General features: G+C 52.0%; 20 protein-coding genes. 3 read left to right on the top strand and 17 right to left on the bottom strand.

The genetic code is table 11. The annotated features are described in order from the left end of the window. Positions 1 to 19: 19 nt before the first annotated feature. From Q3O59_RS02460 to rpe, 11 genes are all read right to left on the bottom strand, one after another. A complete protein-coding gene (locus tag Q3O59_RS02460) occupies positions 20 to 1,240 on the bottom strand; it encodes an aspartate aminotransferase family protein (protein WP_305944081.1) in 1,221 nt (406 codons plus the stop codon). A gap of 546 nt (positions 1,241 to 1,786) precedes the next feature. Then, complete coding sequence (locus tag Q3O59_RS02455) at positions 1,787 to 2,902, bottom strand: HDOD domain-containing protein (RefSeq protein WP_305944080.1); 1,116 nt, start codon at positions 2,900 to 2,902, stop codon at positions 1,787 to 1,789. 77 nt (positions 2,903 to 2,979) lie between these two features. Continuing rightward, positions 2,980 to 3,597, bottom strand: a complete 618-nt coding sequence (locus Q3O59_RS02450; protein WP_305944079.1) for an anthranilate synthase component II — start codon at positions 3,595 to 3,597, stop codon at positions 2,980 to 2,982. 66 nt (positions 3,598 to 3,663) lie between these two features. Further along, positions 3,664 to 5,295, bottom strand: coding sequence for a diguanylate cyclase (locus tag Q3O59_RS02445; protein ID WP_305944078.1), 1,632 nt, complete (start codon positions 5,293 to 5,295; stop codon positions 3,664 to 3,666). A 21-nt stretch (positions 5,296 to 5,316) separates the two neighbouring features. Next, positions 5,317 to 8,460, bottom strand: a complete 3,144-nt coding sequence (locus tag Q3O59_RS02440) for a PAS domain-containing protein (protein WP_305944077.1) — start codon at positions 8,458 to 8,460, stop codon at positions 5,317 to 5,319. A 13-nt stretch (positions 8,461 to 8,473) separates the two neighbouring features. Next, positions 8,474 to 8,860, bottom strand: a complete 387-nt coding sequence (locus Q3O59_RS02435; RefSeq protein WP_305944076.1) for a response regulator — start codon at positions 8,858 to 8,860, stop codon at positions 8,474 to 8,476. 42 nt (positions 8,861 to 8,902) lie between these two features. Further along, complete coding sequence (locus Q3O59_RS02430; protein WP_305944441.1) at positions 8,903 to 11,779, bottom strand: response regulator; 2,877 nt, start codon at positions 11,777 to 11,779, stop codon at positions 8,903 to 8,905. 41 nt (positions 11,780 to 11,820) lie between these two features. Beyond that, complete coding sequence (locus Q3O59_RS02425) at positions 11,821 to 12,219, bottom strand: fluoride efflux transporter FluC (RefSeq protein ID WP_305944075.1); 399 nt, start codon at positions 12,217 to 12,219, stop codon at positions 11,821 to 11,823. Continuing rightward, complete coding sequence (locus Q3O59_RS02420; RefSeq protein WP_305944074.1) at positions 12,216 to 12,605, bottom strand: fluoride efflux transporter FluC; 390 nt, start codon at positions 12,603 to 12,605, stop codon at positions 12,216 to 12,218. Before Q3O59_RS02420 ends, Q3O59_RS02425 begins: the two co-directional genes overlap by 4 nt. An 11-nt stretch (positions 12,606 to 12,616) precedes the next feature. Beyond that, a complete protein-coding gene (gene trpS / locus Q3O59_RS02415; protein WP_305944073.1) occupies positions 12,617 to 13,621 on the bottom strand; it encodes a tryptophan--tRNA ligase in 1,005 nt (334 codons plus the stop codon). A 74-nt stretch (positions 13,622 to 13,695) separates the two neighbouring features. Next, the gene (gene rpe / locus Q3O59_RS02410; protein ID WP_305944072.1) at positions 13,696 to 14,367 is read right to left on the bottom strand and encodes a ribulose-phosphate 3-epimerase; all 672 of its coding nucleotides are present in this window, start codon (positions 14,365 to 14,367) and stop codon (positions 13,696 to 13,698) included. A gap of 224 nt (positions 14,368 to 14,591) precedes the next feature. Between rpe and Q3O59_RS02405 the strand changes: the two genes are divergently transcribed. The 3 genes from Q3O59_RS02405 (at position 14,592) to Q3O59_RS02395 (ending at position 15,729) form a co-directional block, all read left to right on the top strand. Continuing rightward, positions 14,592 to 15,197, top strand: coding sequence for a TorF family putative porin (locus Q3O59_RS02405; RefSeq protein WP_305944071.1), 606 nt, complete (start codon positions 14,592 to 14,594; stop codon positions 15,195 to 15,197). A gap of 102 nt (positions 15,198 to 15,299) precedes the next feature. Then, positions 15,300 to 15,545, top strand: coding sequence for a hypothetical protein (locus Q3O59_RS02400; protein ID WP_305944070.1), 246 nt, complete (start codon positions 15,300 to 15,302; stop codon positions 15,543 to 15,545). Beyond that, positions 15,532 to 15,729 (top strand): DUF2970 domain-containing protein, encoded by a 198-nt coding sequence (locus Q3O59_RS02395; RefSeq protein ID WP_228591686.1) that lies wholly within the window; start codon positions 15,532 to 15,534, stop codon positions 15,727 to 15,729. Before Q3O59_RS02400 ends, Q3O59_RS02395 begins: the two co-directional genes overlap by 14 nt. On the opposite strand, the gene Q3O59_RS02390 is transcribed toward Q3O59_RS02395, so the two are convergent. From Q3O59_RS02390 to Q3O59_RS02365, 6 genes are all read right to left on the bottom strand, one after another. Continuing rightward, on the bottom strand, positions 15,671 to 16,558 hold the full coding sequence (locus tag Q3O59_RS02390) for a Dam family site-specific DNA-(adenine-N6)-methyltransferase (protein ID WP_305944069.1): 888 nt from the start codon (positions 16,556 to 16,558) through the stop codon (positions 15,671 to 15,673). The genes Q3O59_RS02395 and Q3O59_RS02390 overlap by 59 nt on opposite strands. Beyond that, positions 16,555 to 17,910, bottom strand: coding sequence for an SPOR domain-containing protein (locus tag Q3O59_RS02385; RefSeq protein WP_305944068.1), 1,356 nt, complete (start codon positions 17,908 to 17,910; stop codon positions 16,555 to 16,557). Before Q3O59_RS02385 ends, Q3O59_RS02390 begins: the two co-directional genes overlap by 4 nt. Then, entirely contained in the window at positions 17,892 to 18,971 is a 1,080-nt protein-coding gene (aroB, locus tag Q3O59_RS02380) for a 3-dehydroquinate synthase (protein WP_305944067.1), read from the bottom strand. Before aroB ends, Q3O59_RS02385 begins: the two co-directional genes overlap by 19 nt. A 24-nt stretch (positions 18,972 to 18,995) precedes the next feature. Then, positions 18,996 to 19,514, bottom strand: coding sequence for a shikimate kinase AroK (aroK, locus tag Q3O59_RS02375; RefSeq protein ID WP_228591677.1), 519 nt, complete (start codon positions 19,512 to 19,514; stop codon positions 18,996 to 18,998). A gap of 196 nt (positions 19,515 to 19,710) precedes the next feature. Beyond that, positions 19,711 to 21,765 carry a type IV pilus secretin PilQ gene (locus Q3O59_RS02370; protein ID WP_369812348.1) on the bottom strand — a complete coding sequence of 685 codons (2,055 nt, stop codon included), beginning with the start codon at positions 21,763 to 21,765 and terminating at the stop codon, positions 19,711 to 19,713. A 17-nt stretch (positions 21,766 to 21,782) separates the two neighbouring features. Further along, positions 21,783 to 22,271, bottom strand: a complete 489-nt coding sequence (locus Q3O59_RS02365; protein ID WP_305944065.1) for a pilus assembly protein PilP — start codon at positions 22,269 to 22,271, stop codon at positions 21,783 to 21,785. Positions 22,272 to 22,284: the final 13 nt, after the last annotated feature.

Raw genomic sequence — 22,284 nt, 5'->3', positions numbered from 1 at the left:
GCCTTATTGCTTTTTTGCGTTAAGCTGCGCTCACAACCTGAGCGACAGCTTTTTCAAAACGGTCCATACCATCCTGAATATCTTGCTCGGTGATCACCAGTGATGGTGCGAAGCGCACCACATTCACGCCTGCCACCAATGCCATCAGCCCCTGCTCAGCTGCTGCCAGGAAGAAGTCCCGGGCACGCCCCTGGAAGCGTTCATTTAACACAGCACCCAGCAGCATCCCTTTGCCGCGCACCTCACTGAACACCTGGTACTGTTCGTTGATGGCCTCAAGACGCTGCCGGAACAATTGCTCTTTGGCCAAAACGCCTTCAAGTACTTCGGGGGTATTGACGGTATCAATCACCGCTTCCGCCACCGCACAGGCCAGCGGATTGCCGCCGTAAGTGGTGCCATGGGTTCCAACCTTCAGATGCTTAGCAATCTCGGTGCTGGTGAGCATAGCACCAATCGGGAAGCCGCCGCCCAGAGATTTTGCCGTGGTTAGAATATCCGGCGTCACGCCGTAGTTCATGTAGGCATACAACTGGCCAGTCCGGCCTACGCCGGTTTGTACTTCATCCATCACCAGCAAGGCCTGATGCTCATCACAAAGTGCCCGAACACCAGCCAGGAAGGCCTGAGTGGCAGGAATAATACCGCCTTCGCCCTGGATTGGCTCCAGCACCACAGCACAGGTACGCTCACTGATTAAGGCTTTGACACTGTCCAGATTGTTAAATTCCGCATGCAGCACCGCGCCTGGCTTGGGACCAAAGCCATCGGAGTAGCTCGCCTGGCCACCTACCGTTACGGTGAAAAAGGTACGGCCATGAAAGCTTTTGCTAAAGGAAATAATCTCTTGCTTGTGCTCACCGTGAACATCCAGCGCCCAACGACGGGCCAGCTTGAAAGCTGCTTCATTGGCCTCGGCACCCGAGTTGGCAAAAAAGACCTTTTCAGCAAAGGTCTGCTGCACCAGTTTGCTGGCCAACCGCAGTGCAGGCTCATTGGTCAGCACATTGCTCAGATGCCAAAGCTTGCCAGCCTGCTCGGTTAAAGCGCTCACCATAGCCGGGTGGCAATGCCCCAGACTGCTGACGGCGATACCACCGGCAAAATCGACGTACTCCCGCCCTTGCTGATCCCAAACCCGTGATCCCTGACCTTTCACCGGAATCATAGCGGCCGGGGCGTAGTTAGGTACCATAACCTCATCAAACAAACTGCGGGTGACCTGAATATGTTCTGCCATTGCTCAATGACCTCTTTTTAACGGCTCGAATTAAGCTCATTATTGCAGAATAATTCAGTGCTGTCTCCCCCCTGAAATCGCGCAAAGCCAATAAAATCAAGGGCTACAGATATATTTGCAATCGGAGTGAATAACTAAGCAGCCTTTATTCAGGGTAAATTCAGACTAAGTCAGAAGCAGCCAAGCAGCCGCCTCTGTTGGCTGAATGCAAGGCGCCGGAAGTCAGGGAGTGACGCTTTGCATGTTTATTGGAAAAAAATATCAGCGATTAAGGGCGTGTTGACCTTTGCTGTTTGTTTTTGCAGCTGCTTGGCTGGTATTTATACAAGGCAAAGGTTGTAAGGTGTAGTTATTCTACATGAAACAAGCTTTAACGCAGTAGAAATGCCAGCCAAGCGCTGCCCGAAGGGTTCGTCTGGCGACGCTCTGCTCTTTGTCACTCGTCACTCATTTAGAATCACTAAACTACGCTCCTCGTTTCGCGATCAAAGCGCCGCCAGAGCGAACAAAATCTAAACAGCAAAGGTCAACACGCCCTAGCTTAAGTCAGGTATCAAGCTTAAGTAAGTTGGTTTGCACCAATAGCTGCAAGGCATCCTTGGTGATGCCCGTTGCTTTTAGCATCTGCTGCATCTCTTCTGGTGTTAAACGCTGCCGCTTTTTTAATTGCTGCCACTGCACAAAGGTCTGCGCTTGCTGCACGACTCTCGCCATCGGTGAAGCACCGCTGTAACCCACTCCTTCGGCCAACTGATCCAGCGTTTGGCACAAAGGCAAGCGTTTCAACCCCCAACGGGAGGTGAGATCGGCACTTAGCACCGCAGCATGCTCGGTCAGTTGCTCGCTCAGAAAGTCGGCTTCCGGCTCCAACACGTCCAGTGCATCGATCAGTTTAATGTCCCGGGCTTCACGGGCCTTCAACAGCTCTTCGCGCTTAACTTGCTGGTAAAGTTTTAAATAATTGCGGGTCACAGCCACATGGCCTAGCGTATGAAAAAGACCGGCGCAAAACACGGTAAAGGCATGTTCCCGGTACAAGCCGGCTAAAGCTTTGGCCGCATTGGCGGTCGCAAGGCTGTACTCCCAGAGTACGTTTTTTAACTCATGAAAGGGCTCTGTCGAATGAGGCATACAGCGCTTCATCCCATACACCGGAATCAGGTATTGTAGGGCTTCAATACCCAAAAAGCCCAGGCCGGTTTTCACATCTTTGATCAAGCCCCCCGATGCGGTGCGCCCCCGGTATTTCGGTTGGTTAATAAGCTTTAAAAGGTCCGCTTCCAACCAGGGGATTTTCTTGATAGCCGGGTCCAACTGATTCAAAGTCACCGCTTTAGCACTGAGTAAATCCAACAAGCTATAAAAGTCTGGAGTTAGATCAAACAAACTGGCTTTAACATCATCCAATGAGGTCAACCGCTCGGCCAGCAAGTCGGCGACCTGGTCATGCAAATGTGCTTGAGCAAATTCGCCAAACTGCTCTTTGGCCTTGGCATCAGCCAGCCGTGCTTCCCGGGCAGCAGCTTCTACCGCCAGCAAGGTTCGCTCTTTGTCAGGGCTTTGCTGCTGTGCTTTTTGTTGCCGCCTGACAGGGTCGACCCCTATCAGTACATCAAAAAAACGCAAGGAATAATCGTTGCCTACCATGCTGGCATTCTTCACCACAAAAAACCTCGTATTGAATAGCCAGTACGACTGACGGGCTGATTGTTAAAAATTACGCAGCAGGACCTTGACTGTCAAGCCACACCATCGGCTTGCACCTTGTTGTGCAATACAATGTTCTGTTGCAAAAAGTTCTGCAGCAGCGCCAAACCAGCATCAGACAGGATGGCTTCCGGATGAAATTGCACGCCAAACACCGGCAAATCGCGGTGTCGAAGCGCCATCAGTTCGTCTGGCTTAGCACTTTGCCCGGTCCAGGCCTGAGGCTCCAGACAGTCGGGTAAGCTGTCTGCAGCCACCACCAGGGAATGGTAACGGGTAATGCTTAACGGATTCGGCAAGCCTTGAAATAAATCCTGTTGCCGATGGTGGATCCAGGAGTTTTTACCATGCATCACCTGACGCGCCCGCACCACCTGGCCACCAAACACCTGCGCAATCACTTGGTGCCCCAGGCAAACCCCAAGCAATGGGATCTTGCCGGCAAAGTGCCGAACAGCGTCCAGTGAAATGCCGGCCTGAGCAGGGGTACCAGGGCCAGGCGAAATCACCAGATAGTCCGGCGCTAGCTGTTCAATACCGGCCAGGTCAATCGCATCGTGCCGGCGTACCACCACCTGCTCACCAAGTTGCTGGAAATACTGCACCAGATTCCAGGTAAAGGAATCGTAGTTGTCTATCATAAGCAGCATGCAATTGTCCGCACTGACAAGCGACTCACTCGTAGATGAGTTCACTTAAAACTAAAAAGGGGTATTCTATGCAAGCACCCGGTTTCGGCCAAGCGATTTTGCCTGATAAAGTTTTTCATCTGCCTGGGCCAGCATAGACTCGGCATCGTCAAACCCTTGGCTGCTGCAAGCAATACCGGCTGAAAAGCTGCAGGCAAAGTCTTGTGCACTGCTGTGAAAAACGATGGTATTAAAGCTGTCTAAGATGCTCTGCATCAGCTGCAAAGCATCCTCAGATGCACACTCCGGCAACACCAACAGAAATTCTTCACCGCCATAACGCCCTGCTTTATCGGTGCGCCGAATGCGCTTTTGCAGCAAGGTAGCCAGAGTGGTAATCACCAGGTCGCCCATGGCGTGACCAAAACGATCATTCACACTTTTAAAATGATCAATATCCACCATCACCAGACAAAAAGTGTTACCACTGCGTTTGGCGCGCTGATACTCCAACACCGCCGCTTCTTTGATGGCACTGTGTTTCATTAAACCGGTCAGGCTGTCTTTAACAATCAGGTTTTTCAGCTCGCGACTGCGCCGCAGACGCACCTGCACCGCCTTCACCAGCTGTGCATCGCTGATGGGTTTGGTTAAAAAGTCATCGGCACCAAAGGCCATGGCTTTCAGTTGCTGCGCTTTGTCCTGCTCTGCCGATAAATACACAATGGGCAAGCTTTTCAGTGTGTCGTATTGGCGGATCACCCCCGCAAGCTCTGGCCCGCTGTAGGTTGGCATATGGAGATCCAACAACACCAGATCCGGCTGATACTGCAGAATATCGGCAATGAGGCTTTCAGGGCTGGTCAATAGTTGACAATCAATGCCAGCCGTTTGCAGCGTCAAGGCAAAGTGCTCCGCCAAAAGTGCATCATCGTCCATGACACAGACACGGCCGCCTGACTCAGCCTGCTGCTCCGCTAAGTCCGAAATTCGTCCCAACATGGCGGGCACATCCAGCGGTGAGACATAAAACGCCTGCGCCTGATACCGCGCCGCCTGCACCCGCAGCGAAAAGTTATCCTGGTCGCTGAACAGCATCCAGGGGATCTGCCTGTCTTGCATCACCTTTAACAGTTGCTGTTGCTCGAACAGTTGGCTCACCCCATCATCCAGGCTGGCAGAGCAGTACAACAAGGCTGGAGACTGGCTGGCTAAGCTTTCCAAACAATCCTGGTAGGAAGTAAACATCTGCAGCGGATAGCCAAAAGCGCTCAGCTGATTCGTCAATTCAGCGGTGAGGTCATTGTTATCAAGCAACAACCATATCTGCTCAGGCGCCAGCCTGGTGATGGCCTGACTTTCTGAAACAGCGTCCCCTGCCGCCAGCACTTGTTGCATGTGATGATGAAAAGCAGCCACAGCCTTCTCAAGCTCGGATAACCGAGCTGCCTCAAGCCTTTGTTCTCGCTGCATGCTCAGCGCAAGCTGCTCAACCTCTCGTGCCTGTTGGCCCAGTTCCGTTAAGCGAAATGTTCCGCAAGAACCACTTAGCTGGTGGCTGATAGCAATCAGCTCTGTGAAAGCAGCCTGCTCACCTGCAACCAGCTTCTGATATTGCTCCTCCATCATCGCGGTCTTAGACGGCAACGTCTCGATAAAACGTTGCTGCAAGGCAGCAAAACGCTGTTGGTGTGTATTGTTTTTGTTCTCAGAACTCACAGCTACTCCCTACAACCAAGCTCAAGACACAAGCGAAAACCAGACGCAAAAACGAGCCCCTTGCTGGTAACTGGTATCGAGCGCTATGCGTCCGCCCATACCTTCAGCCAACTCTTTGCAAAGTGCCAAACCTAAACCTGTGCCACCTTTTTCTTTAGCGCTGCTGGCATCGGCCTGAGAAAAGCGTTCGAACAGATGGTCATGAAATGCCAGCGGGATACCAGGCCCTTGATCCTGCACAGCAATCTCCAACTCGGAGCCAGTCAATCTGGCCTGAAGGGTGACCACACCTTGCGAAGGTGAATACTTCATCGCATTGGACAGCAAATTGGCCAAAATTTGCTGCAAGCGGTGCTCATCCAGCACCACTTTGGCCTGATCTGCCGGCGGCGTTATGTCCAGCTGCAGCTGCAATCCAGCTTTTTCGAGAAAGGTCGAATGATCCGAGATGGCTTGCTGCAATAAGGGCAAGATCGGCAGTGTTTTCAGCTCAAAATTCATTTTACCGGCAATCAACTTTTCAATATCCAGTAAATCGTTGATCAGGTGCTGCAACCGGCTGCTGTTGCTGCTGGCAACCTGCAGCAGCTTTTGTCCTTTTTCAGTCATGGAACTGCTTTGGGTCGCCAACAACAGCTTTAAGGCCCCATTGATGGAGGTCAGCGGCGTTCGCAGCTCATGACTGACGGTGGAAATAAACTCATCTTTCATCTTTTGCATGCGCATGCGCTCGGTCACATCCTGCACCGAGCCAATCATGATGAGCTCCGGGTTATCAGACTCAGGCAGCATTTGCGCCAATTCATGCACCCAGCGGATTTCACCATCCGGGCGGATAATGCGGTGCACCACATCGTGCAAACCGGTAAACTTGGCTTTTTCCTCACTGGCCTCGACCAACGGCAAGTCATCCGGGTGCACAGTGCTTTTAAACAAAGCCACACTGGGCTCTGTGGTGGAAGCATCAAAACCAAAGACATCATAAATCATCGGTGACCACCACAAGGAACCGGTTCTAAGAGATGCCTGCCAATAGCCAATTTGTGCCTGCTGGCTGGATAGCTCCAGCCGTTGCTGCGCCAGATGCAGCTGCTCGTTGGCTTGCTCCAGTGCCAGATAATACTGTTTGGTTTCGGTAACATCGTAAATGTACCCATGCCAGAGCACACTGCCATCCGGCATGGCTTCCGGCATGGCCCGGCCAGAGACCCAAGCCAGACTACCGTTCTCTTTTCGAATGCGGTACTCATGCTGCCATAGCGACAGATCCTGGGTTGAGCGTTCAATGCTGGCAACCAGTGCAGGCAGGTCATCCGGGTTGATAACAGCAAAGGCCTTGCTGGCATCCTCTTTCACCTCATCCGGCAGCACGCCATAAATTAATTTAAATTGGTTGCTGGCATAGGGAAAGGCCGTCCGGCCATCCGGCCATTGCTGAAACTGATACACCACCCCCGGCAGTTGCTCAGTTAACTTCAGCAACTGACGTTTCAATGCTTTTTCGCTGGTTACATCCAGAATAAAACCATCCAAGCAGCGCAGGCTGCCGTCATCAAGGTACTCGCCCATGCCTCGCTCTTCGACATAACGAATACTGCCATCTTTGTGGATAACCCGGTAATGTAGCAGCCAGCTGGTTTTCTCAGCAACGGCTTTAGCTATGGCCTGCTCCAGGTAGTCGCTGTCATCCGGATGGATGACACTGGCATAGCTACGCACCTTGTTTTGAATAAAGTCACTGGCCGGATAGCCGGATAGCGGATCGATGCTGCCGCTCATGTACACCATGGTCCAGTGCTCATCAGCCAGACAGCGGTAGGTGATACCGGGAATATTGGCCACCAGGGTTTGGAATTGATCGCGGCTTTGTTGCAAGGCTTCTCTGACTTGCATCTCTTGGGTCAAATCTACATGACTACCTACCATTCGGATCGGCTTGTTGTCCTCTGACCACTCAATCACTTTACCAAGACAACGTACCCAAACGGTAGAGCCATTTTTATGCCGATAGCGCACCACATTATCAAAGGGTTTCTCCCCTTGGCTATCTATATGCTGCTCAAAAGAAGCCAGAACTTTGGTCAGGTCATCTGGAAAAACAATTTTTTGCCATGCTTCTGGTGAGTTTTCCATTTCATCATCATGATACCCAAACATCATTTTGAAGGATGGGCTAAGATACTCGGTGTTGTCCTGGATGTGCCAATCCCAATACCCAGCCATGGTTTGTTCAAGAATCTGCTCAAACAGGCTGCGCTGTTCTGCCAGCTGCATCTCGGCCTGCTTTTGTTCGGTGATGTCGGCATGGGTACCATACATCATCAAAGGTTTGCCATCGTCGGTCCAGGTCACCACCCGGCCCCGATCATGCACCCAAACCCAATGCCCCGCTTTGTGCTTCATCCGGCACTTGACGTCGTAAAATTCAAGCTCGCCCGAAAAATGCCGCTCCAGTAAGGCAGCCGACGCTGTTAAATCCTCCGGATGGGCCAGGCCTAGCCAGGTATCGATGGTGATAGGCGCCAACTCATCCAAGGTATAACCAACAATCTCCGCCCAGCGCTCGTTAAAAGTGGTCGCCCCGGTTTGCACATTCCATTCCCAGGTACCGATACGGGTTCCTTCCAGTACCGAGCGATAGCGCAGCTCACGCTCGGCCAGTTGCTGGTGCGCCTGCTCTTGCAAGCGATCCTGGATTTCCTGCTGCACGGCATTGGCAAACTCACGTAAAATGGCTTGCTCGCCTGCATCCAGGGTGCGGGGTTTGGCGTCAATCAGACACAAGGTACCGATATTATGCCCGTCGACCTGCAGCGGTGCCCCGGCATAAAAACGAATGTGAGGCGCTCCTGTCACCAGGGGGTTATCGGCAAAGCGGGGATCCTGGCTGGCATCGGGGATCTGAAAAATATCCGATTCTAAAATAGCATGACCACAAAAAGAAATGTCGCGGCCGGTTTCGCATGCGTCCAACCCCTGTTTTGATTTAAACCACTGCCGCTCTGCATCCACCAACGAAATCAACACAATCTCGGTTTGCAAGCACTGCTGCACCAGCCGGGTCAAACGATCAAAGCGGGGCTCGCTCGGGGTATCCAGCAGCCCGGTGTACTGCAAGGACTGCAAACGTTCGGCTTCGCATTCGGGTATCTTTGGTGGCTGCATGCAGTCAATGCTCCTAAGCCTGGCGGGCTTGTTGATAGAGCGCGCGCAAGGTATCGCCCAGCTCCATCGGCTCAAAGGGTTTTTCCACCACCGCAATCGCCCCTGCATCCAGGTACTGCTGTTTTTCTGCTTGTTGTATTTTGGCCGTCATAAAAACCACCGGGGTAGTCGCCAGTGATGGCAGCTTGCGTAGCTCTGCCAATGTTTGCAGGCCATCCATTCTGGGCATCATCACATCCAGCAAAACCAACTCTGGCGCAAAAGCTTCGGCTTGCGCCAGTGCCGACTGACCGCTGTCACAACTGAGCAACTCAAAACCTGCCACATCCACCAATGCCATCTCAGCCACCATACGGATGGACTCATCGTCTTCAACATGCATGATGCGGTTTAACGTCATAGCACTCTCCTTTTTATTTGCACTAGCCACTGAGTGCGCCGCTTATTCATTACTGAGTATAGCTTTGATACGCTTAACCAACTCGGCTGGTTCCACTTTGGATTTGGCGAAGGTCGCCTGCACCTTGCCATGCTGATGCACCGATAAGTCTTGCGCCGAGAAAACCAGCACCGGAATATCGCCTTGCAATGCCCGGATGTCTTGCAGCAAATCCCAGCCTAACCCATCCGGTAAGCCAATATCCAGCAATAACAGATCAAACTGATGTTGATGCAGCAACATCCGGGCTTTCTGCAGCGTTGCAGCTTTGTAATAACGGCAGTGTGCCTCCAGATGGGCTTGCACTATGGTGGTGATGTCCTCGTCATCTTCGACATGCAGGACTCTGGCATCCTGTTGCCAGCTTGCCTGCTCGAGCAGCTGGGTTAACTTTGCCGCCAACACCTCTTGCTGCACCGGTTTCTCCAGCCAGTCAATAGCTTGTGCCATACTCGCCAGCTGCACCTTTCCCTCTTGCAGATAAGCAGAAATAATCAATACCGGCAGGTCGCGGGTAGCAGGGTTATCGCGCAAGCGTAAAAAGAAGTCGCTGCCATGTTCATTTTGCAGCCTAAGATCCAACGTCAACAAGCGATAATGCTGCTTTGCAAGCAACTGCCAGGCGGTGGCGGTATCCGGTGCCCAGTCGGCTTCAAAACCTTCTTGCTGCAGCATGGCAGCGAGCATCGAAGCGATATCGGCATCGTCTTCAACCACCAGCACTTTTTCCAGGCTGCTCTGCTCACTGCCCATGTCTGCAAGTGGCAACTCAAACCAAAAAAAAGCCCCCTGGCCGGGTACACTGTCCACACCAATGCTACCACCCGACTGATGAATGATTTCCCGGCAAATAGCAAGGCCCAGGCCAGTGCCACCTTGTTGTTTGGTCGTACTGTTATTCAGTTGCGAGAAGCGCTGAAATAAAGAGCTGATTTCCTCCTGACTCAGGCCCGGCCCTTCGTCCTGAATGCCAATCCGCACTTTATCCTTGCCAAGCTCAGCCTGAATACAGACCTGACTGCCGGCTGGCGAAAACTTCACCGCATTGGAAATAAGATTGGTAAGCACTTGCTGGATCCGGGCTGGATCGGCAAAAATGGCTGCAGCCGGCGCATTGGCCAGCAACAACTGAATTTGATGCTTATCGGCAAAGGGCTTGTTTTGCTCCATCGCGTCTTGCAACAAAGTCTGCAGCGGGATAATTTCCGGGAAAAAAGCAACCTTGCCGGCCGCCAGCTTTTCCATATCCAGCAAGTCGTTCACCAGCAAGGTCAGTCGCTTGCTGTTGCGCTCGGCAATGCTGAGCATCTTACGGCTTTTTTCGGTCAACTCACCGGCTGCGCCAGCCAGTACCAATGATAAAGAGCCAGCAATGGAGGTAAGTGGCGTACGAAGCTCGTGACTCACCGTAGCAATAAACTCGTCTTTCATTTTGTCGAGCTTGTTGCGCTCAGTCAGATCCATCACTATGGTCCAAATCATCGACTCGCCTGCCGGGTTTTCAAAGCGCACGCCGTTGAGCTCGATATCAATTAAGTGCCCATCCTTGTGACGGTATTGTTTGCGGTAAGGCCCATAGCGGCCTTTACTTTGCAATGATTCCAGTTGCTTTTGTTCATCATCCGCGTAAATCTCAGGCGTTAGATCCCAATAACTTAACGCGGCCAACTCTTGCTGATTGTAGCCAACCAGTTGCTCCATCGCGTGGTTGGCCTCGATAAAAGCACCATCCTCCATGCGATTAAGTAAAATAGGCAGGGGCGACAAGCTGAACAATGCTTTTAACCGCTGCTCAGACCAGCGCAGTGCCTGCTGTTGTTTTTGCAACGAGTGCGCGGTGGCTTTTTGCAGCCGTTTAACCAGAAAAAACAGCGCCAGCACACTGATGACAATGGCCCCAAGCCAAAGACCCCAAATTTGTCTGTTTTGCGCTTGGTGCGCTGCAATCATGGAGCTGATATCCTGCCAACTCACCAACACCACCGCAGCGGACGCCTCCATCTGCTGGCCATAACTGTGCCAGGGCACCAGGCTCAGTGCGTAGTGGTGTTCATTGTGCATTACATGCAGCGACTGCGGACTCGCTACCCGGGAAGGAAAAAGCAGCTGCTGCAACCAGTAGGACATGCGATTGTCAGTTTCGACATCAATCAACCAATCAGGGTGCGCATCCTGAAGCGGATAGACAAACTGCTCTCCCAAGCGTGCACTCACCAGCACTGAAATACCAGCATCATGCACGCCTTTTTGACGCAGCTGTTGCTGCCGTTGCCAAATAAGATCATTCAATGCAAAGCCAGTTTCCATGCTGGCAATCACGCTATCATCGCTGGCTTTGATGGGCAGCACGGCCCGAACGCCAAGACCAAACCGACCGACCTCCAGCCCAGCCATGGCCTGCCCTTGCTGCTGAACCTCAAGCACCATAGGCCGGATATCCGCCAGGCTGTCACTGTGATGCTGAGGTTGGTGCACCCGCAATAGCGAGACAACATCGGGTACCAGATGGAACTGCAATTGCCGAATGGCAAAGGGCTGCAGAGCCTGCCAGCTGGGGGCAAGTTCAGCCATCAGCTGACTACGGATATCATTAAAGCCGGCCGGGTCCTGTTGCTGCTGGAAGCGTGCAGCCGCTTCAGCCACCAATGTACGCACCGTGCTGTTGGCGTACACCAGATCGGCGGCAATCAGGGCATCTTGCTGCAACTGAAATTGCAGTTGCTGCATCGACTGCACCTGCAATTGATGCACCCTATCCAGATCTGCCATCAATACAGCGTCACGCTGCTGCTGCGCCAACCAGGCGGCAGAAAGCATAATGATGATGAGCAACAGGGCGATACTGAACAACCAGAAGTTGGTATGGCGGGTGCTAAGCATCAACGGTAAGTATCCTGAAAAGAAGCGCTTTTTTTAGCAGTTTAGACCAGTGAATAGCGCTTAGCCAGCCTGTAGCCAACAAACACAAAATACAGCCAGGCAAGCAACGACAGCCCCCCATAACTGACTGCCAGCCCGGGATACCCCGCTTGCACCAACCACAGGCATTCCAGGCTAAACACCGAAAAGGTAGTAAAACCACCGCAAAAGCCGGCCAGCACAAACTGCTTTTGCGCCTCACTGACTTGCCAGGCGCCCTGCTCGCTGACCATGGTGGCATAAAACCCCATGGCCATGGAGCCGGCACAATTGGCCAACAAGGTCGCCCAGGGCCAGAGTGTTTCCGGCTGATGCAGCCCAACAGACAGCAGCAAGCGCAGGCTGGCCCCTAAACCAGAGCCCAGCCCAACCAGCAAGTAGATGTGCGGACGAATGCTCACCCTTGCCCCCAGTAAAAACCAAAGGCGACCGCGATAATACCAAGCAGTATGGTTAGTCCAACATTGGCCATGGCTCGGGCTGCTCTACCCGAATGCCAGAAGCTGAAGCTTTGCCAGCTAAAACTTGAAACCGTGGTGTAAGCGCCTAAGAAGCCAATACCCACAATCAGCCAGAGGGAGGAGTTGGCCCCGGCCAGCAACCATGCTGCCAGGTAGCCAATGGCAAAAGCCCCGCTGACATTCACCGCCAGGGTGCCCCAGGGCAGAGCCATGCCAAGCCAGCGACTCAGCTGATTGCTCAACCAAAAACGCAGCATGCCGCCACTGGCCGCCGCCAGGAAAAACAATAAGCCCTCAACAGCAGTCAGTGACAGTGGTGTATTCACTCAAGCACTCATTAAGGTAAGACAAAGCCGACGGCGTCGTAGACGTTGCGTAAAGTCTGTGCAGCACGGTGCCGCGCTTGCTCAGCCCCCTGATGCAGTACCTGGTGCATCAGATTTTGATCGGCCCGGATTTCTTTAAAGCGCTGCTGCAGAGGCTCGAGCAGGGCGACCACGGCATCTGCCACGTCGGTTTTTAAATGACCGTACATTTTGCCTTCGTACTCGGCCTCGAGCTCTGCCACCGTTTTGCCGGTAACGCCGCTTAATATACTCAACAAATTGGCTACCCCTGGTTTGGCTTCCAGATCAAAGGTCACTCGCGGCGGATCGTCGGAGTCGGTCACAGCCCGTTTGATTTTCTTGGCGATGACTTTGGGATCTTCCAACAAACCAATGAAGTTTTGCGGGTTGTCGTCGGATTTTGACATTTTCTTCGTCGGATCCTGCAGGCTCATCACCCGGGCTGCGACTTTGGGAATAAAAGGCTCTGGTACGGTAAAGACATCGCCATGCAGGGCATTAAAACGCATGGCGACATCACGGGCCAACTCTAAATGCTGCTTTTGGTCCTGGCCGACCGGAATTTGATTGGCCTGATACAGTAAAATATCGGCCGCCATCAGCACCGGATAGGTAAAAAGACCGGCGTTGATGTTGTTGTTGTGACGCTCGGATTTGTCTTTAAACTGCGTCATTCGCCCCAATTCACCAAACTGGGTGTAGCAATTGAGTACCCAGGCCAGTTGACTGTGCTCAGCAACATGGGACTGCATAAAGATACTGGAGCGCTTAGGATCAATGCCACAGGCCAAATACAGCGCCAGGCTGTCCAGGGAAGCATTTCTGAGCGCCTCCGGGTCTTGCCGCACGGTAATGGCATGCAAATCGACGATGCAATACAAGCAATTGTAGTCGTCCTGCATCTGATCCCATTGCCGCAGTGCGCCCAGGTAATTGCCAATGGTCAGTTGTCCTGAGGGTTGCGCTCCACTGAGCACGATCGGCTTGCTTGTCATAAATCTTGTCCGTAATAGGGTGTTTAAACGAATCATGCAGTATAACCGCATGCAGCGGTTAAAGGCAGCAGCTGTTAGGGCACTTTGGCTAACTCTGTCCGCATCGCATCGATGGTATCCCGGTAGCTCGGGCTGTTAAAGATGGCAGAGCCAGCCACAAACATATCGGCGCCAGCGGCTGCAATCTCGGCGATGTTATCGGTTTTCACGCCGCCATCGACTTCCAGCCGAATTGGTCGGCCGGATTGGTCAATCAGCTGCCGCACCTGTTTCAGCTTCTGCAAGGTCGAAGGAATAAAGCTTTGCCCGCCAAAGCCAGGATTCACCGACATCAACAGAATCAAGTCCACTTTATCCATCAGATAATCCAATACCGATAAAGGCGTGGCCGGATTCAGCACCAAACCAGCTTCACAACCATGTTGACGAATTAATTGCAGGGTACGGTCCACATGACGGCTGGCCTCGGGGTGAAAACTGATGATACTGGCACCCGCCTCGGCAAACTGCGGCACCAAGGCATCCACCGGCTCCACCATCAAATGCACATCAATCGGTGCCTGGATGCCATAATCACGCAGTGCCTGGCACACCATAGGTCCTATCGTTAGATTAGGCACATAGTGGTTGTCCATTACATCAAAATGCACCACGTCTGCACCGGCAGCCAGCACTTGGTCGACATCCTCCCCTAAACGGGCAAAATCGGCCGATAAAATAGAAGGGGCAATTAAGTAAGGTTGCATGGCTAAAATCTCCGCACCAAAAGAGTGGCTACTTTACTGAATTTACGCCGGAAAAGCACCCGCCTTTGCTGCACAAAAAGCAAGCAGCACTGCACCATCAGCGTACAGTCAGTCAGCAGCAACACAACACAATTTTAGAAAGTCATTGTTTTTACAGTAGAAACAATGCTGGCATGTTTTTTGGAGTTCCATGCTGACTCTTATAAAACGCAAGGACAACTACCATGAAGAAAACCCTGTTAGCCAGTGCTCTGATACTCGCCCTTGGCAACCTTAGTACCCTGCAGGCCGAAGAAGTGGGTATTAGCGCTGAGGTCAGCGGTATGACCAAGTACCTGTTCCGTGGTTACAAGCTGACCAATCACTTCCACATTCAGGGGGCAATCGAAGCTGATTATCAAGGCTTCTACGCCGGCTTTTGGGGCACCACCGATCAGGAGGTAGGATCTGAAACCAACCTCTACCTGGGATATGGCTTTGATCTCAATGACAGCATTGCGCTGGATATCGGTGTTTTACAGTACCGCTTTGACGGCATCGATGAGGACTATCTGGAGTACCACCTTGGCATCGACTTTGGTTTTGCCAGCCTGACCTTTTACTACGACGAATTCGACAACATTTACCTTGAAGCCAGCACCGAGTTTGCGCTCAGTGATCAGTGGAGCCTGGGCTTGCATGCAGGCTGGGAAGATTCGGATGAGTCCTTGTACGATGTTGCTATCAGTCTGCACTATGCCATCACCGACACTCTTACTGCATCGGCTTTTGCCACCAAAAAGCAAAGTGGTGATAGTACGGTCTTTTTCGGTCTGACAGCCGCTTTCTAGCGGAAACTGCTTATCAGGTCAGCAGAAAAGTAAAAAACTTGTATCTCCGGGCATTTCCTGCTAAGTTGTGACCCTATAACAGGAAGCTCGGGATTTTCATTGATGAAAGCTCTATTTCAGCACAAAAGTCGCTTACTGCTGATGGTCCTTACCATCACAGCAGGGTTGGGTCTTTGGTTGCTGCTTTCCTCCTATGCGCCTGTTGGCTGCTCACAAGGCACCGAATGCCAAAGTCAATTTAACTGGCTTAGCTGGCTGCAAGGTCAGAGTCGCTCGTCTCAATTCCACTTTGTCGATTTGCTTGAACTGTTGGAGCGAATGTCGCCTGCCAAACATGACCAGCAGTAATCCATCTTCATTCAAGCGTGTACTGAAGGCTGTGGCTGGTGCTTTTATTGGCGTTCAGTCTGAGCAACAACGTCAGCATGACTTTAACGCAAGCACCCCCTGGCCATACATCATCGCGGGTTTAGTTATGGCTGTGCTTTTCGTACTGGCTGTGATGCTGACCGTATTCTTGGTACTACGCTAACTACGTCTGCTGTTGGTGTATAGAGAGCAAAAAGCTCGCCAACCTTTTGTCTTCCTTTGCCATTTTGGCTGATAAAACGTGCTACCTGCAACGAGTGCAGCCTGGCCTGCTGATACAGCTTTCGGGTTAAGGTAGTGTCGTGGTTGCTGATCAGCACCGGACTGCCGGCAGCACAAGCCTGCTCTGCCAAATTCGCCAGGTTAGCCTGATCATCCAGATTAAAGCCCTGCCGGGCATAGCTGGTGAAGCTGGCGGTTTTGCTCAAAGGGACGTAAGGCGGATCGCAATAGACTACGGCGTCTTTCGGCAGTGAGGCAAAAATATCCTGGTAGCTGCTGCAACGAAACTCAGCCTGTTGTGCTTTTTCGGCAAAGAAGTTTAGCTCAGCTTCCGGGAAATACGGCTTTTTGTAACTGCCAAAAGGCACATTAAAGATGCCTTTTAAATTGTAGCGACAAAGGCCATTGTAGCCATGCCGGTTTAAGTACAAGAACAACACGGCACGTTCGTAACGATCCTGGCTTTGGTTAAAACGCTGACGAAAGCTCAGGTAGCAGTCTTTTTGGTTGCTGCTTTCAACAAAACAACTGCGTGCATCGGCAATAAACTGCGTGGGTTGTTGTTTCACAATTTGGTAGAGCTGGATCAGATCTGGATTGATGTCATTCAGCACATAACGTTGGTAGTTGGTATTCAAAAATACCGAACCAGCCCCAACAAAGGGCTCTACCAGGGTATCGCCTGACGGCAAAAAGCGCTGCAAAGACTCCACCAGGCTGTATTTTCCTCCGGCCCATTTCAAAAAGGCCCGCTGCTTGGCTGTCCTCATGGTAAGTTGCTTCCTGCATCTTCGACCGAGTCAATCTCTGACCAAACTTGTTGCATCGCTTTTATAAAAGGCGTTTCAGCCTGCAAGAGAGCAGGCAACTCGGTGCGCTTTGCCCTTGCTTCATCGGCACTGGCATAAGGAGCCAACACCAGAACCCATTGCGGTTGTTGCTGCATCGTCCGCTGATAGATCAACATCGACAACTCTGAGTACTGACTGCGCACGCGCTCCGCAGCAGCAGGCTGTGCAAAGGCACCCAACTGCAACACATACTGATGCGACGCCATGGCCAACAGCAAGGCTTCATCATGCGACCAGGCCGATACCTCGGCCTCCACTGGCAAAGGTTCCTGAGGCAGCTTATCGTTGTTCGACAGCGGCTCTGGCGAAGCAGGCAGCTCTGTCGCTTGCTCGGTGCGCTGCTGAGGTTCAGTCTGAACTTCGGTTTCTGCTTGCGCATTCTCAACAGGCCCGGGATCTGATCGGGTTTCATTTGCAAAACTTAGCTCATCATGGCCGTTACTGGCCTCGGGGGCGCCAAGCTTTTCTTCCCCATCACTATCAGACCCTTGGTAGCCTGTATCGGCAGGCCGCCAGGCTTCGGCCAGTAAAGGGCCCTGATTGTCAGCCTGAAGGATTTCCTGCTCTGAAGCTGGATAAAGCCACCAAAACAGCAACACCGCAAACAAACCTATTCCAGCAAGCAGCAAAGAGGCCGTACGATAATGCAGTGCCTGGCTATTTCGGGCTTCCGGCGGAGCCGTTACCGGGGAAGCCTGAGGCTCCAGCAAACGGTGAAGGTTGCCATCCACCGTCTGCAAACGCTCAGCAGCGGGCATGGCATGCAAGGCTTTCACGGGCAGCAGCTGCTCCACTTCAGCTTCAGAGAGCGTGGCAATTGTCAGGTTTAGATCGGCCTCTGGCAGGAAATCATTGCTGGTGGTAATGATGTGCACTGGATGAGCACGCAACTGAGCCAGGCAAGCCAGTGGCAAGGCTCCCTGGCCATCCAGTACTAAAGCTAGTGGCTGGTTTTGGCGCTGTTGCAACAAGTTGGATAAATCTGCATCGAACTCGGCCGCGCCAAACCATTGCTGCAGCAGCTGCTTCTGACACTGTGCAGTCGTCATATCCTGCGGGGCCGGGAAATAGGCGAGGTTCATCGACTCTGACAACAGCTCTGCCAAAACCAAACAGAGGGTTGTTTTGCCAGAGCCAGGGCCGCCTTGGAGGTGGATATGTTGGCAGCCATTGAACTCTATTTGGAACAGCACCCGCTCCAACAGCTCTCGCTGTGAAGGCAAAATGGTACTGTGAGTTTGCAGTTTTTCAGCTAGGCTCGATGGCGACATTCAGAAAAAACACTCAGCAATTCAGGTTCAGTCACATCATCAATCAGTTCACTATAACCAAAGGACACCGGCAACACAAACCGCATCCTGCCGGCACGAACTTTCTTATCGGTTTTCATAAAGGGTAAGAAGTCGGCTATCTGCATACCTGATGGAGGCTCTACCGGTAAGTCGAACTGCTGCAGCAACGCCTGAATTCGCGCCACCTCGTCCAAAGTAAGCCAGCCACGATGCTCAGAAAGCCGTGCAGCCATCATCATGCCAGCAGCGACAGCTTCACCATGCAGCCAGTGGCCATAACCTAACCAGGCTTCAATTGCATGACCAAAAGTATGCCCCAGATTCAGCAGTGCACGCTTTCCTTGCTCCGTTTCATCGGCCGCGACAATATCGGCTTTCATTTGGCAGCAATGACGGATGACCTGCGCCAGAGCACCAGGTTCCAGTTGACGAATGGCTGTTGCCTGCTGTTCAAGAAATGAGAAAAAATCGGCGTCGGCTATCAGAGCATATTTAATCACCTCAGCCATACCGGCAGAGAACTCTCGAGCAGGCAGCGTTGACAACACATCGGTATCAATCAGCACCTGTTGTGGCTGCTTGAAGGCACCAATCATGTTCTTTCCCAGTGGGTGATTGACTGCAGTTTTCCCTCCCACCGAAGAATCGACTTGCGATAACAAGGTGGTTGGGATCTGAATAAAGTCAACCCCTCGCTGGTAACAGGCAGCAGCAAAACCTGTGATATCGCCAACCACGCCGCCACCCAAAGCCACCAGAAGGCCATCACGCGGGAAACGCTGCTCCAGTAAAAAGGTCATGATGCGGCTGAATTGATCGAGTGTCTTGTAGGCTTCGCCATCGGGCAAAAGAAAATGCTTTACCGTGCAGCCTGCGAATAACTGCTCAGCGGCAGTCAAGTAAAGCGGCGCTATGGTATCGTTGCTGATAATGACTATCTGAGGATAGTCACTGATGCCTAGGCCGGCCTGCTGCAGCAGGCCTGCATCTATACGGATTGGGTAGCTGCGCTCACCCAGTTCAACCTGAACACGATGCATTGGCAGCCCCCTTGATGAAAACAGTTAGAAACCCAGTTGCTCGACGATTTGATTGGCGACAGCGCGGGCGCTTTGCTCGTCTGTCCGGACCGTAAAGTCGGCAATTTCTTCGTACAATGGGTTGCGCTCAGCAGCCAGTCGACGCAACACTTCTTCCGAGTCTTCCTCAGTTTGCAACAAAGGACGTCGTTTATCACGCTGCGTACGAGCCACCTGTTTCTCAATCGGAGTTTCCAGGTAGACCACGATGCCACGGGCGGATAAGCGATTGCGGGTTTCTTTGCTGGTGACGGAGCCGCCACCTGTTGCCAGAACTATACCCTGCATTTCGGTGAGATCTTGAATGACGTTCTCTTCACGCACCCGAAAACCTGCTTCACCTTCTAAATCAAACACCCAGGCAATGTCAGCACCGGTTCTGCGTTCAATTTCCTGATCCGAGTCGTAGAAGTCCAGGTGCAGCATATCTGCCAAATGACGGCCAATGGTACTTTTACCAGCCCCCATAGGACCAATTAGGAAAATATTACGTTTTTCTGCCATATGTCGTCGTGCTAATTCAATTACTTGGTGAACTAAAAGTCAGGAACAAAGGCTCCCACGAAGATTTGAAGCGCTGAATTATGTCAGTAATGAAGATGGCTTGGCAAGCTTATTTCAAAAAATATCCCTGAGCTGTCTTTGCCAAGACCAGGAAGGCTTATTTGCTAGCTTCCTGGTCCTGGCAGAGCATCGGGATTTACATCCCCTCGGTTAGGATTCTTGGCGTCACGAATATCAGCAGTTCAGTTTTTTCGTTGAACTCACTGGTGTTCTTGAACAAACGCCCAATGTAGGGAATGTCACCAAAGAGTGGTACTTTATTGGTCGCAGAAATCGCTTGTTGCTGGTAAATACCACCCAGCACTATGGTTTCGCCATTATCCACCAGCACCTGTGTCTGAATGCGCTGCGTATCAATAGCAGTAGCCGGACCCGTTGGTGTTTGTACGGTATCACCACGAGTATCCTGGGTAATCACCAAGTCGAGGATAATGCGGTTATCCGGGGTGATTTGTGGTGTCACCTCCAGACTGAGCACTGCCTTTTTAAACTCAACAGTCGTAGCACCGCTCGAAGCTGCCTGAACGTAAGGGATTTCGGTACCTTGCTCAATACGGGCTGTTTTTTGATTGGATGTGGTGATCCTTGGACTGGCAATAATCTCAGCTTTGTTTTCTTGCTCCAGCGCTGAAAGCTCCAGATCCAAAATGGTACCATCGGATAGGCGTGCAACATGAAAGGCAATGTTACCGGCCGGATTGGTCACTGGCAGGTTGACATTCCAGCGTTGATCCAGGCTTGGAATCACGCCACCGGCAATGGCATTGGCGCCTGCTGCAGTGCCGGATGTTCCTTTGGTTCGCTGCTGATCAGAGAAGCCCCAGCGGATCCCCAAGTCTTCCTGGACGTTGTCTTTCACCGTGACCATCCGGGACTCAATCACCACCTGACGCACAGGGATGTCCAATCGTTCGACCAGACGACGTGCATTTTCAATGGAACGACTGGTATCGCGAATTAAAATTGTATTGGTGCGCTCGTCTACAGTCACGGCTCCCCGCTCCGTCAACAGGCTGGTGTCCTGATTGCGCAGCAAAGCAGCAATATCACTCGCCTTGGCGTAGTTGATGACCAGAAAATCGGAGTACAGCGGCTCCAGGTTTTCTACGTCCAGCCGGGCTTGCAACTCACGAGCTTCGCGACTGGCCAGTTCATCGGTTGGCGCCACCATCAAAATGTTTCCGTCCATCCGTTTATCGAGCCCACGAACCCGCAGCACAATATCCAGCGCCTGATCCCAAGGTACACCATCCAGTCGCAGAGTAAGGTTGCCGGTGACAGAGTCACTGGTCACCAAATTAAAATTGTTGTAATCGGCGATAATCTGCAGCACAGTCCGAACCGGAATGTCTTGAAAGTTCAAGGAGATCGCCTGCCCTTGATAGTCGCGGCCACCAAGCACACTGCGCTGAGTGGTATCGCGCTGCACGTCCAGGGTGAAAATATTGTCGACCTGACGGTAACTGTGGGTGAAAGCCTCAGTTGGTTCTATCACCAGTCTGCTGACACCATTATCATGGAAAGTTTCGATTTGACGAACAATGGTGCCAAAATCCATCACATCCAAAATGTACAGCATATCTTCCGGGATGCTGGTATTGTGAAAGTCTAGATGAATGCGGCCACCATGCTCGGAGACATTGACTGCAGCGGCATTGTTCCGCAAGAACACTAAGACACGTCCCTCGCCACGCTCGCCCCGACGAAAATCAATCGCCTGAATGCTATTCAAAGTTCGTGGTTTAATTTCATTATCGTGTCTTGGTGCTGCCTCGCTACGCGCATCTTTCAGATGAAGGAAAAAGCTACTGCCTTCCTGCCGGGTTTGATACGGGTTCAGTTGCTCCAGGTACACTACAATTCGGGCGACGCCATCGTCTTCGAAGGCATTGATGGTTTTTATACCCGCACGGCCAACCTCAATGTTGGCAAGTGCTTGATCAATTTGCCCTTGCTGGAACAGCAACTCGATACGAGCAGGCTGATTGAAGACCTGCACTTCAGGCTCCTGTCGCACAGAGCGATCGAAGACAAACTCGAGCTCAGTTTCTCCACTCATCAAAGGGCTGTAACGCACATCATGCAGAACTGGCCCGGCTGTAGCTGGTAAGCTTAGCAACAAGGTCAGGGTCATCGCCATATAGATGGCATATGTCACATGGCTTTTCATTGTTTTAGTCATCGTATCCATCATGCATTACACACCTGTTAATTAGCAGATCCAGCCATCTGCAACGTTGTTGTTCTTTCCTGCCAGCAACCGGAACCATCGGGAATCATTTCAAGTAGCTCGACATGGGTCGGCGTAACTCGCTGCACCTTGCCATGGTGCAACCCCATGTAATGGCCAGAGGTTACCCGATGCAAAGTTTGATCATCCGCCTGAATCAGCGCCCAAAGCTGGGTACTATCACCCAAAGTACCGCGCATCACCAGGTTATCCAGTGCAAAGCTTTCCAGCGGCTCACGGCGACGATTCGGATCAGGATGCGGACAATCCTGTTGCTGCACAAAGCGCTCTTCAATGGCTTCACGCCTTGGCAAAGTAAAAGGGCTTCGTGCCTGATTGCTTTGGTACGCAATGTGTTGAAACTCGCGTAATTCAGGCAATGGCTCGATTCGTGTCCGGGTATTGGCTTTTACTTCTTCCTCAAACTGATGAATATCCGACAAATCATCAAAACATGCTGTCAGCATCAAGATGCCTGGA

Origin of the sequence: Alkalimonas delamerensis (genome assembly GCF_030717955.1) — a bacterium.
In the GTDB taxonomy this organism is placed as follows: Bacteria; Pseudomonadota; Gammaproteobacteria; order Enterobacterales; family Alteromonadaceae; genus Alkalimonas; species Alkalimonas delamerensis.
Note: the sequence above shows the minus strand (reverse complement) of the source record. Positions and strands in the feature narration are given on the sequence as shown.